Source organism: Streptomyces sp. NPDC002640 (genome assembly GCF_053592575.1).
This window is the reverse complement of record NZ_JBSFVZ010000029.1, coordinates 38,273-49,734: the sequence shown is the minus strand read 5'-3', so window position 1 is coordinate 49,734 and position 11,462 is coordinate 38,273. Positions and strand designations below refer to the sequence as shown.

Sequence of the window (11,462 nt, the reverse complement as noted above, 5' to 3'; positions counted from 1 at the left end):
CATGGAACCCATGGCCGAGAACCCTCACGCCCCCGTCCCCATCCGGCTCACCCTGGACGACGGCGACTCGCCGATCGACGTCATCGACGCCCTCTTCCTCCAGCGCTTCACCACCGGCGAGCAGCCGTACTCCCGGACGGTGAGCATCGACCGTGTCCGGCCCGGCGCCCAGCTGGTGCCCTCCGAGGCCCGCGTCGTGCGGCAGGCCAGCAGTGACAAGCAGCGCTCCACCCTGGCCGAGGGCGACGGCTGGACGCTGCGCGTCTCCACCGCCCAGTGGGGCAGCGGCACCCATGTCTCGGTGACCGCGACCACCGAGGAACTGGCGCAGTCCGTGCTGCACCGCGCCACCGACGGCGTGGAGATGGAGCCGGAGCCGGTCCCCGAGGAGGTGACCATGGGCTTCTGGCACCTGTCCCCGCGCCGGGGGCCGCTGCGCATCACCCGGCAGATCTCCGCCGCCACCTGGGACGAGGTCCGCGCCAACTACACGGCCCCGGTGGCCGAGGCGATGGACTCGCTGATGAAGACCACCCCGGAGGACATCTCCGGCCGTCTCCTCCTGCTGCACGGGCCGCCCGGCACCGGCAAGACCACCGCGCTGCGCACCCTGGCCCGCTCCTGGCGGGACTGGTGCCAGGTGGACTGCGTGCTCGACCCGGAGCTGCTGTTCTCGGACGCCGGCTACCTGATGAACATCGCCATCGGCGACGACGACGATGACGAGGACGGCGAGGGCCGCTGGCGCCTGCTCCTCCTGGAGGACTGCGACGAACTGGTCCGCGGCGAGGCCAAGCACGTGGCCGGGCAGGCGCTGTCCCGGCTGCTCAACCTGACCGACGGCCTGCTCGGCCAGGGCCGCAAGGTCCTGGTCGGCATCACCACCAACGAGGACCTGGAACGGCTCCACCCGGCCGTGGTGCGCCCCGGCCGGTGCATGGCCCGGATCGAGGTCGGTCCGCTCACCCGCCGCGAGTCGGTGGAGTGGCTCGGCACGGAGGAGGGGGTGGGCCGCGAGGGCGCCACGCTGGCCGAGCTGTTCGCGCTGCGGCGCGGCACCTCGCCCACCTCGCTCCCGGAACCGCGGGCCGGCGAGCAGGACGCGGGGCTGTACCTGTAGTGCTTTGATGGTGGTATGACCGTCTTCGTCGGCACCTCGGGGTGGCAGTACAAGGACTGGCGCGGCGTGCTCTACCCCGAGGGCACGCCGATGCGCCGGTGGCTGGAGGAGTACGCCGCCGGCTTCGCCACGGTCGAGAGCAACAACGCGTTCTACCGGCTGCCCTCCCGGGAGACCTTCGCCGGCTGGCGGGAGCGGACCCCGGAGGACTTCACGGTCGCGGTGAAGGCGAGCCGGTTCCTGACCCACGTGAAGCGGCTGAAGGACCCCGAGGAGCCGGTCGGGCGGCTGCTGGCGCACGCGGGCGGCCTCGGCGACCGGCTCGGCCCGGTGCTCCTCCAGCTCCCCCCGACGCTGCGGGCCGACGCCGGTCTCCTCGACGCGTGCCTCGCCTGCTTCCCCTCCGGCGTGCGGGTGGCGGTGGAGCCGCGGCACGAGTCCTGGTGGACCGACCGGGTGCGCGCGGTTTTGGAGGCCCGCCGCGCCGCCCTGTGCTGGGCCGACCGGGGCTCCCGTCCGGTGACCCCGCTGTGGCGGACCGCCGACTGGGGCTACCTCCGCCTCCACGAGGGCCGCGCCCGTCCCTGGCCGCGGTACGGGGCCCGCGCCCTGCGGACCTGGGCGGAACGCGCGGCGGCCACCTGGCCCTCGGGCGACCTCTACGTCTACTTCAACAACGACCCCGGCGCCGCAGCCGTCCACGACGCCGTCCGCTTCGCCCGCGCGGCCGGGGCGGCGGGCCTCGAGGTGACCCGGACGCCGCGCCGAGCCCGGTAGCCACGGCGCGGAAACCACTGGAACGGAACCCTCGAGGGTCCTACCGTGACCTCATGAGCGATCACCGCGATGTGCCCGCCGCGCCCGTCCCGGCCCACGAACCCCCGTACTACGCCGTGGTGTTCACCTCCGTGCGCACCGAGGACGAGGACGGCTACCCGGAGACGGCGGCCCGCATGGAGGAACTGGTGCGGGACGTCCCCGGGTTCCTCGGCATGGACCACGCGCGGACGCCCGGCGGGACGGCCATCACCGTCGGGTACTTCCGCGACGCCGACGCCCTCGCCCGGTGGCGGTCCGACGCCGAGCACCGCGCGGCGCAGCGGCGCGGGCGGGACCAGTGGTACGCCGGCTACACGCTGCACGTGGCGAAGGTGGAACGCAGCCACACGTTCACCCGCACACAGGCCCCGCGGAGCCCGGCCGCGGACTGACCCCACCGCACGCTCCACCGCACGGCACCCCCCGCGACCTGCCGCCTGCGGCCGTCACCCCGGCGTCTCCGCGTACACGGCGCGCACCGCCTCGTCCGCCGCCCGCAGCGCGGCCTCCGCGTTCAGCCCGAGCCGCCGCGCCCGCTCCGCGAACTCCCGCGCCGCCGCTGCCGCCGCCCGTTCCGCCGCCGCCCCGGCCGCGGCCACGAAGGTCCCGTTGCGCCCCCGCGTCTCGATCACCCCGTCCGCCTCCAGCGCCCGGTACGCCTTGGCGACCGTGTTCGCCGCCAGGCCCAGCGTCTCGGCCAGACCCCGCACGGTCGGCAACCGGTGCCCCACCGGCAGCGCGCCGGAGCGCGCCTGTTCGGAGATCTGCGCCCGCACCTGCTCGTAGGGCGGAAGACTGCCGGCACGTTCGTCGATGCGGATCCTGAGGCTGCTCACACCCGGATTCTGCCCCACCCGCGCGGGCGCGGAAAATGAGGAGCGGCCCCCGGCCGCCTCGCGTAGCGTCCGTGCCATGACCGTCTCCGTACGCGCCGTCGGCCCGGACGACCGCGAGGGCGCCGAGGCCTTCGCCCGGATCCGGATGCGGGCGCTCCCCCAGGTCTTCTTCACCGCCGACTCGGTCCGGCACCTGCTGACCCGCCTGCCCGCGGACGTCCACTGGACGGCCCTGCTCGCCGAGGAGGACGGCGAGCCGGTCGGCACCGCGCAGCTGCTCCTCGTCGCCGACTCGGAGGAACCCGGTCAGGCGCTGCTCAACGTCCACGTGCGTCCCGGCCGCACCGGCCGCGGCGTGGGCACCGCCCTGGTGAACGACGGCGAGCGGAGGCTGGCGGAGCTCGGCGCGCGCAAGGTGTTCTCCTGGGTCCTGGACGAGCCCTCGAACCGGGTCTTCGCCGAGCGCCGCGGCTACCGTCCGGGCAGCACCGCCCAGTTCCTGCGCCTGGACCTGCTGAAGGCCGGACTCCCGCCGGTGCCCGCCCCTCCGCCGGGCGTCGAGCTGCGTACCGGCGCCGACTTCGCGGACGACCCGCGGCCGCTGTACCTGCTGGACGCCGAGTGCTGCGAGGACGAGCCCGGCGACGTCGACGCCGGTTTCCCCTCCTACGAGGCCTGGCTCGACGAGACCTGGCGCCACCCGCTCCAGCGCCACGACCTGACCACGGTGGCCGTCGACCTGACCGAGGGCCGGCCGGTGGCGTTCACCGCGGTCCGCTGGGACGGCGGCACCCGCTACGGCACCGGTATGACGGGCACCGTCCGCTCCCACCGCGGCCGCGGCCTGGCCAAGCTGGTGAAGACGGACTCCCTGCGCCGCGCCCGCGCGGCCGGGTTCACCGAGGCCCACACCGGCAACGACGCGACCAACACCCCCATGCGGGCCGTCAACCGATGGCTCGGCTACGAGACCGGCGCTCAGGAGGTCCACCATGTCCGCGAACTCGGGTGACCACACGGTCCTGGAGGTGGTCCTGCTCAAGGCGGGCCGCACCAAGATCCGCTACCCCGCCCGGCTGCTCGCCGACGACGGCACCCGCGTAACCGTCCACGCCGAGTGGGCCGGCGAGGGCGCCCGCGACTACGGCTTCGTCCGGTTCGGGCCGGGCGACGTGTTCACCGAGTGGTACTGGCGCGACCGCTGGTACGCGGTGAAGGAGGTCCGCGGCCCGTCCGGCGTCCTCAAGGGCTGGTACTGCGACGTGACCCGCCCGGCCGGGTTCTCCGGCGGCGAACTGGTCGTCGAGGACCTCGACCTGGACCTGTGGGTGTCGGCCGACGGGCGGCAGATCCTCCGCCTGGACGAGGACGAGTTCGCGGCGAGCGGCCTGCGGGAGCGCGACCCTCATGCGGCGCGGAACGCCGAGGCCGCCCTCGACGAGCTGGAACGGCTCGCTCGCGAGGACGGCCTCGGGTCTCTCCTGGCCTGATGCACGGTCAGGCCGACGGGCCGGTGGGCCGGGCGGGTCAGTTGACGAAGACGTTCCCGCCGGAGCCCGACACCGGCTTGTACTGGGCGCTGAAGTTGGTGACCGACGGGCAGGTGATCTCCCCGTTGGTCAGGTTCAGCGGCTGGTTGGTGAACCTGATGGAGTTGTCGGTGTTGCTGGCCGTGCCGGTGATCGACGCGGCCTCGTAGATGCAGGTCACCGGACCGAACCAGCTGTCCAGCACGCCGACCGCCCGGATCGGGGTGACCTTCACCGTGCCGTTGGAGGCGACGGTGGCGTTGGTCAGGTCGACGTCGATGCTGTTGACGCCGGTGGCGCCGACCAGGCTGATCGTGCATGAGCTGGCGTTGACGGCGACGTCGACGTTGCTCTCGTTGGCGGTGCCCGGGGCGGTGGGGTTGCTCGCCACGGTCGCGCCGAAGGTGGAGGACGAGCAGTTGACCGAGCCGGCCGGCGAGGTGCTGGTCAGCGAGATCGACCCGGCGGCGGCCAGCTGGGCGCCGACCGGAACGGCGGTGCCGCCCGCGCTGCCGTAGGTGAGGACGTTGCCCGCGGCGGCCGGGGCGGCGGTCGCCGAGGGCATCCCGCCGAGGGAGGCCGCACCGGCCAGGACGGCGGCGGCCAGCAGCGATGAGTGCCTGTTGCGCATGAGGGGGCCCTTTCGTCTGAGGGTGTGTGGGAGAAGGGCATGGTGCAGTCGTGCTGTGGTGCTGTGGTGCCGTGGTGATGTGGTGCCGTGCGGTGGTACCCGGGCGGGCGCCCGCGGGCGCCCGCCCCACTCAGCCGCGGGCGGCGTTCAGGGCCGCGGTGAGAGACCCGATGGTGGGATCGATCGCGATGGCGACGTCCACGTCCTGGAAGGAGATCGAGTTCCCGGAGGCCGACGGGAGGTCGAACAGCGAGTTGACGATCCAGTTGGACTCGCCGAGGGTCAGCAGACCGCACCGGCTGGCGCCCGGGATCGCGAAGTCCTCGTCGACGAACTCGCCGTCGAGCATCTTGAGCGTCACGGTGCGGTTGCCGTTGGGGTCGAGCACCTGGCTCAGCTGCGGCCGGTTGGGGGCGACGGCCTGCAGGACGATCGGCTTGCTGTCGGTGCCGATGTAGCACTTGGAGCCGAGCAGCGGGTGCTCGATCTTCAGCTTGATCGGCAGTTCGAAGATCGGGAACTGGCTGCCGACGGCGAGCGGCGTGAAGTTCTTGATGTCACCGGCCGGTTCGACCTTCACGTTGGCGCTGGTGACCCCGGGCCAGAAGTTCGACAGACCGGGCAGCGGGGCCTCGGTGGAGGGGGCCTCCAGGAGGCCGTCGGTGGCCGCGGTGGTGTCGTAGATGTTCGGCTGGCTGGTCCCGGTGTCGCCGCGCGGCCCCTCGGCCGACCAGCGGAAACCGAAGTCGATCTCCATCGGTGCGCCCACCGGGACGGTGTAGTCCCCGATGGAGAAGGAGCCCGAGCCGATCGTGGTGTGGACGCAGCCGACCTGACGGTTGTCGGCCTGGGTGAGCAGCGGGGACCCGACGGGGCAGGTCTCCATGCCCGTGTAGGGCTCGGCCAGGGGGGCCTCGGCCGCTCCGGCGGGAGTGGTCTGGAGGGCCAGCAGGGCGGTGAGACCCACGGCCGCGGTCCCCAGGCTGCGCAGTGTTCTGCGGCCGGGGCGGCGGGATCTGCCGGAGGTCAGGGCGGTTCCGGTCATGTGCACGAGCTCCTCGACTAGGTGGCGAAGGTGGTGCGACAGAGCGGTGCGAGGGCCGGCCCGCACACCGGCGCCACGGTGCGCGGGACCGGCCGTCGCCGGGAAACCCAATTGCGGTTGTATACCTGCCAGTTGGGGCGGTCAAGGCGAGGAACCGGATTTTGTTACCCGAGGTAATTGCACGTCGGGGGCGTTTTCCGGCCGCCACCTGGCCGGAAGCACGCGCTCCGCCGCCCGGCCCCGCCGCCCCTCGCGAGCGGGCCTCCGGCGTCGCTCCGGTCACCTTTCGCGACAGTCACCAGGGGATGAACACCCTTTCTCCGCAAGCCGATTGACCGCGTTCGACACTCGCGGGTAACTTGCGGAGATCCCCCCACATCTCCACACATCGCCAGCCACCACGGGAGACCCGGCGATGTTCGACAGGGGGAGTCCGCGCCAGGATCTGCCCACCCGGTTCGCACCTTCCGCTTTGATCAAGGAGAGCCGTTCATGACAGAGTCCACAACGCCCGTCAAGGGCAGAGTCCGGCTGCGCCGATGGGCCGTGCTCGGCGTGCCGGGGGTGGTGGCCACGGCCGCGCTGACCGTCCTCACCGCCCAGGGGGCGCTCGCCGTCTCCTTCAACATCTCGTCGATGGCGCACACCATCAACGCCGACAAGCTGAGCGGCACGGGCCTCGCCCAGTACGGCGGCCGGGACCGCACGAGCCCGAACAACCCGATCGAGAAGGGCGTCTACAAGAACGTCTTCATCACCACCATCAAGGACGCCGAGATCACCAACCTGTGCCAGGGGGTGCAGATCGGTGCGGCGTTCCTGAAGATCACGGCCGGCGCCAAGGGAACACCCGCCAAGGCCACCAACCTGGCCACCGACTCGGACGTGCTGACCGGCAAGAGCGCCTCCTTCAGCGGTCTCGAGATGGGCCGGGACGCCTCGGAACTCAACAAGAGCTTCTCCACCGGCCCGGCCGGCTCCTTCGGCCTCCAGGCCGACACCATCGAGGTCAAGAACGTGTACCAGCACAACTGGGCCACCACGGCCGGGGCGATGACCCTGCCGGACCTCCGGATCGAGATCACCCGCGACGGCTGCCCGGGCGAGGGCAGCTGACGGAGCGTCCCGTGGGCCCCGGCCGGGCGGAGCTCCGCCCGGCCGGGGCCCTCACCCGTCCCATCGGCGTTTCCCCTCGAGGAACAGGCAGAAGGAGCCACCGGCCGTGGCCAGCAACAGCACTCCCGACAGCACTCCCCCGACCGCGCCGGCGACCGCGACCGGCGCGCCCCCGGCCACCGGGGCCGCCCCCGCCCGGCCGCCGCGCCGCGTCTCCCGCTTCGCGGCCTGGCGCTGGCGCCGCCCGTTCTGGGGCGGCCTGCTGCTCACGATCGCCGGGGCACTGGTCATGGTGACGATGGTGCAGGGCTCGCTCGAGGTCGCCCTCGCCTCGGGCGCCCGGGGCGTGGCGGGCTACATCCTGCCCGCCTTCATGATCGTCTGCGGCGTGCTGATCCTGTTCAACCCCGCCCAGCGGATCTTCTACTCGGTGATCGGCCTGCTCGCCTCCCTGGGCTCCTGGGCCACCTCCAACATGGGCGCGTTCATGATCGGCACCATCCTCGGCGTCGCCGGTTCCACCATGGCCTTCGGCTGGCTGCCGGAGCAGGGGCACCGCAGGCGGCCGGTGCGGGACGCCCTGAGCGGCCGGCGCGAGAAGACGGCGGGCTGACCCGAGGCGGACGGATCCACGACGGCGGCGGGGCCGGACGCCCCGCCGCCGTCACACGCGCATACCCCTCACCCGCGGAGCACCGGGCCGACCACCGCCGCCCGACCCGCGCGGCGGAGGCCCGCCCGGGGGGCCGACGGCCTCACCCGGCGCTGCCCGGGCTGCTGTGCCACAGCTTGCGCCCGCCGGGCGGCCCGCCGCCGCCCCCCGCGGGCCGGAGGTCCGCCCACGGGTGCATCCGGTACCCCGTGGGCATCCGGATCGTCCGGCCGCCCTCGTCCCGCCCGCCGTTCTCCCGCAGCGCGCTCTGCTCGGCGAGCGTCTCGGAGAGCCGGGCCGCCACCCGCTCCAGCCCTCCCTCGGCCCGCAGCTCGGCCAGCTCGGCCAGGTTCCAGGCGGCCGTGCCCACCACGCTGAAGCTGCGCGCCCCGCGCCGCTGCACCGTGCCGCGCACCAGCAGCAGCCAGGAGTGGAAGACGGTGTGGGCGCAGGCGTCGTGGGAGTCGTCGAAGAAGGCCAGGTCGACCAGGCCGGTGCCGTCGTCCAGCGTCGTGAAGATCACCCGCTTCCCGGACCGGATCGGCGGGGTCTGGGTGGCCACCTTGGAACCGGCCACCAGCACCGTCTCCCCGTGCCGCGCGGCGCGCAGCCGCTTGGCCGAGGTGACGCCCAGCTCGGCGAGGAACTCCGCGTGGTCGTCCATCAGGTTGCGCGAGGCGTCCATGGAGAGCACGCCCAGCTCGGCGCTGAGCCGCTCCCCGTCGGTCAGGTCGGGCAGGCCCGCCGGGGCGGTGCGCTCCCCGCCGGTCAGCGGGAGCTGTTCGGCGCCGGCCGCGCGGGCGGCGCCCCGGTGCAGCTCGCTGATGTGCAGCCTGAGGTCGCGCCGGTTGGCGCCGAACGCGTCCAGCGCCCCCACCTGGGCCAGCCGGTCGGCCACCGGGCGGCTGGGGCGGGCCCGCTGCCAGAAGTCCAGCAGCGAGGCGTAGGGCTGCGCCTCGGCGATCCGCGCCGCCTCGGCCTCGCTGATGCCGTGCACGTCGCTCAGGGCGAGCCGCAGTCCCCAGACGTCCGGCTCGCCCCGCTTTCCGCCGGACACCAGTTCGGTGCGGTGGGTGGCGCCGGACCGGTTCACGTCCAGCGGCAGCACCGGGACGCCCCGCCGGCGCGCGTCCGCCAGCAGCAGCCGCTTGGGGTACATCCCGGGATCGTGGGTGAGCAGCCCGGCGTAGAACGCGGCCGGATGGTGCGCCTTCAGCCAGGCGGACTGGTACGTCGGCACCGCGAAGGCCACCGCGTGCGCCTTGCAGAAGCCGTACGAGCCGAAGGCCTCGATGATCTCCCAGGTGCGCGCGACGGTCTCCGCGTCGTACCCGCGGGCCGTCGCGTGCTGGGCGAACCAGGTCCGGATCCGTCCCTGCGACTCGGGGTCGGACAGCCCGCGCCGCACCCGGTCGGCCTCGCCCCGGCCGCAGCCGGTCATGACGTTCACGATCTCGATCAGCTGCTCGTGGAAGACCACCACGCCGTAGGTGTCCCGCAGCGCCGGTTCCAGGTCCGGGTGCGGGTAGCGGGCGGGGCTGCGCCCGTGCCGGGCCTCGATGAACGGCCGCACCATGTCGGCGGCGACCGGCCCCGGCCGGAACAGCGAGATGTCCACCACCAGGTCGTGGAAGGTCTCCGGCTGGAGCCGCCCCACCAGGTCGCGCTGGCCGGGCGACTCGATCTGGAAGCAGCCCAGCGTCTCGGTCGACTTGATCAGCCGGTACGTCTCCGGGTCGCCCTCCGGCACCGCGTCCAGGTCGACGCGCTCGCCGGAGGCCCGTTCCACCTCGGCCACCGCGTGCGCCATCGCCGACTGCATCCGCACGCCGAGCACGTCCAGCTTGAGCAGGCCGAGGTCCTCGACGTCGTCCTTGTCGAACTGGGCCATCGGGAAGCCCTCGCCGCTGGTGGGCACCACCGGGGTGCGGCCCAGCAGCGTGGCGTCGGAGAGCAGGACGCCGCACGGGTGCATGGCGACGCCGCGGGGCAGCCCGTCCAGCGCCTCGACCAGCTCCCACATCCTGCCGTACCGCTCCTTCTCGCCCGCCAGTTCCCGCAGCTCCGGCAGCTCCTCCAGCGCGGCGCGGGCGTCCCGGGCCCGGATGTGCGGGAAGGACTTGGCGATCCGGTCGATCTCCGCCGGATCCATGGCGAGCGCCGCCCCGACGTCACGGACGGCGTGCCGCACCCGGTAGGTCTCGGGCATGGCGACGGTGGCCACCCGCTCGCCGCCGAACCGGTCGAAGATCCTCCGGTAGACCTCGAGCCGGCGGGCGGACTCGACGTCGACGTCGATGTCCGGCAGCACCGCGCGCCGCTTGGACAGGAACCGCTCCATCAGCAGCCCGTGCTCGACCGGGTCGGCGTGTGCGATGCCCAGCAGGTGGTTGACCAGGGATCCGGCGCCGGAGCCGCGCGCGGTGACCCGGATGCCCATCTCGCGCACGTCGTCGACGACCTGGGCGACGGTGAGGAAGTAGGTGGCGAAGCCGTGGTGGGCGATGATGTCCAGCTCGTGGTGCATCCGCTCCCAGTAGTCACGGCGGCGGTCGTAGCCGCGCAGCACCATCCCGGCCGCCGCGCGGGAGGCCAGCACCCGCTGCGCGGTGCGCCGCTCGGCGCCGACCAGGTGCGGCTCGGGGAAGTGGACGGTGCCGATGCCCAGGTCCTCCTCCGGGTCGACCCGGCATTCCTCGGCGGTGGCACGGGTGTGCTCGAGCAGCCGCTCGGCGGAGCGCGGACCGAGCCCGGCGGCCTCGGCGATCCGCCCGGCGGCCTCCCGCATGGTCTCGGCGTCCTTGAGCCAGGCCTCGCCCGAGTCCAGGCCCTCGGCCGGGTCGACGGGGACCAGGCGGCGGGCGGAGTCCAGCACGTCGGCGACCGGGCCCATGCCGGGGTCGGCGTAGCGGACGGCGTTGGTCAGCACCGGGCGGACCCCCTGCTCGGCGGCGAGCAGGAGGGTGCGGGCGGCCAGCCGCAGCGAGCCGGGGCCGGTGCCCTGACGGCCGTGCCAGACGGTCTCCAGCCGCAGCGCGTCCCCGTGGCGCTCGCGCCAGGCGGCGAGCAGCCGCGCGGCCCGGTCGGGGCGTCCGGCGGTCAGGGCCCGGCCCACGTCGGAGTCCGGGCCCAGCAGCACGGTCACCCCGTCGGCGGACGGCGCGTCGGCGGGCAGCAGGGGGTCACCGCCGCCCGCGTGGGCGGCGGTGATCAGGGCGCACACGCCGGCCCAGCCGCGGGCGCCGTCGCGGGCCAGGAAGGTCACCCGGGGGGCGGACTCGTCGACGAAGGCGCCGCCGCGCACCGGCGTCCGGCGCCGCCGCGCGGACCGGTCCCCGGGGGTGTCACCGGTCGCGGGCGGCGCCACCGCGAGATCCACGCCGAACAGCGGGCGCACGCCCTCCCGCGCGCAGGCCTTGGCGAACCGGACCGCTCCGGCGACGGTGTCCCGGTCGGTGAGGGCCAGCGCGTCCAGGCCGCGCCGCGCGGCCCGCTCCGCCAGCCGCTCGGGGTGCGAGGCGCCGTGGCGCACCGAGAAGCCCGAGACGGTGTGCAGGTGCGGAAAACCCGGCATGCACACCTCCCGCACCGTGGACTCGACGAGCCACATCGAACATCAGTTCCAAGCTACTCCCTCTCCACCATAGACCACGTTCGAATACATGTGCGACACCCGCCTCACCCGCCCCGACGTGCGCGGACGTCACCCCGGGA

11 protein-coding genes are annotated in these 11,462 nt (G+C 73.8%); 7 read left to right on the top strand and 4 right to left on the bottom strand.

Annotation, left to right across the window (positions count from 1 at the left end):
• The first annotated feature begins 10 nt into the window (after window positions 1-10).
• Genes ACWD3O_RS29635 through ACWD3O_RS29625 form a run of 3 tightly spaced genes read left to right on the top strand, consistent with a single transcriptional unit; the run spans window position 11 to window position 2,331 of the window.
• The gene (locus tag ACWD3O_RS29635) at window positions 11-1,120 is read left to right on the top strand and encodes a DUF5925 domain-containing protein (RefSeq protein ID WP_451413209.1); all 1,110 of its coding nucleotides are present in this window, start codon (window positions 11-13) and stop codon (window positions 1,118-1,120) included.
• A 15-nt stretch (window positions 1,121-1,135) separates the two neighbouring features.
• Window positions 1,136-1,897: a DUF72 domain-containing protein gene (locus ACWD3O_RS29630; RefSeq protein ID WP_451413210.1), complete on the top strand. Its 762-nt coding sequence runs from the start codon at window positions 1,136-1,138 to the stop codon at window positions 1,895-1,897.
• Window positions 1,898-1,950: 53 nt separating this feature from the next.
• Window positions 1,951-2,331: an antibiotic biosynthesis monooxygenase family protein gene (locus ACWD3O_RS29625; protein WP_451418028.1), complete on the top strand. Its 381-nt coding sequence runs from the start codon at window positions 1,951-1,953 to the stop codon at window positions 2,329-2,331.
• Window positions 2,332-2,385: 54 nt separating this feature from the next.
• On the opposite strand, the gene ACWD3O_RS29620 is transcribed toward ACWD3O_RS29625, so the two are convergent.
• A complete protein-coding gene (locus tag ACWD3O_RS29620; protein WP_451418027.1) occupies window positions 2,386-2,775 on the bottom strand; it encodes a GntR family transcriptional regulator in 390 nt (129 codons plus the stop codon).
• Window positions 2,776-2,851: 76 nt separating this feature from the next.
• On the opposite strand from ACWD3O_RS29620, the gene ACWD3O_RS29615 reads away from it, so the two are divergent.
• The gene (locus tag ACWD3O_RS29615) at window positions 2,852-3,787 is read left to right on the top strand and encodes a GNAT family N-acetyltransferase (RefSeq protein ID WP_451418026.1); all 936 of its coding nucleotides are present in this window, start codon (window positions 2,852-2,854) and stop codon (window positions 3,785-3,787) included.
• Window positions 3,768-4,265, top strand: a complete 498-nt coding sequence (locus tag ACWD3O_RS29610; protein WP_451418025.1) for a DUF402 domain-containing protein — start codon at window positions 3,768-3,770, stop codon at window positions 4,263-4,265. Before ACWD3O_RS29615 ends, ACWD3O_RS29610 begins: the two co-directional genes overlap by 20 nt.
• Before the next feature lie 37 nt (window positions 4,266-4,302).
• Here ACWD3O_RS29610 and ACWD3O_RS29605 read toward each other — a convergent pair whose 3' ends face one another.
• On the bottom strand, window positions 4,303-4,935 hold the full coding sequence (locus ACWD3O_RS29605; protein ID WP_451418024.1) for a Tat pathway signal sequence domain protein: 633 nt from the start codon (window positions 4,933-4,935) through the stop codon (window positions 4,303-4,305).
• Window positions 4,936-5,065: 130 nt separating this feature from the next.
• A complete protein-coding gene (locus tag ACWD3O_RS29600; protein ID WP_451413216.1) occupies window positions 5,066-5,980 on the bottom strand; it encodes a hypothetical protein in 915 nt (304 codons plus the stop codon).
• A gap of 492 nt (window positions 5,981-6,472) precedes the next feature.
• Here ACWD3O_RS29600 and ACWD3O_RS29595 point away from each other — a divergent pair, with 492 nt between their 5' ends.
• Together ACWD3O_RS29595 and ACWD3O_RS29590 are read left to right on the top strand one after the other, a co-directional pair.
• Complete coding sequence (locus ACWD3O_RS29595) at window positions 6,473-7,096, top strand: DUF6230 family protein (RefSeq protein ID WP_356137956.1); 624 nt, start codon at window positions 6,473-6,475, stop codon at window positions 7,094-7,096.
• A gap of 106 nt (window positions 7,097-7,202) precedes the next feature.
• On the top strand, window positions 7,203-7,709 hold the full coding sequence (locus ACWD3O_RS29590; protein ID WP_451418023.1) for a DUF6114 domain-containing protein: 507 nt from the start codon (window positions 7,203-7,205) through the stop codon (window positions 7,707-7,709).
• Between the two features lie 142 nt (window positions 7,710-7,851).
• On the opposite strand, the gene ACWD3O_RS29585 is transcribed toward ACWD3O_RS29590, so the two are convergent.
• The gene (locus ACWD3O_RS29585) at window positions 7,852-11,322 is read right to left on the bottom strand and encodes a DNA polymerase III subunit alpha (protein WP_451418022.1); all 3,471 of its coding nucleotides are present in this window, start codon (window positions 11,320-11,322) and stop codon (window positions 7,852-7,854) included.
• Window positions 11,323-11,462 lie beyond the last annotated feature (140 nt).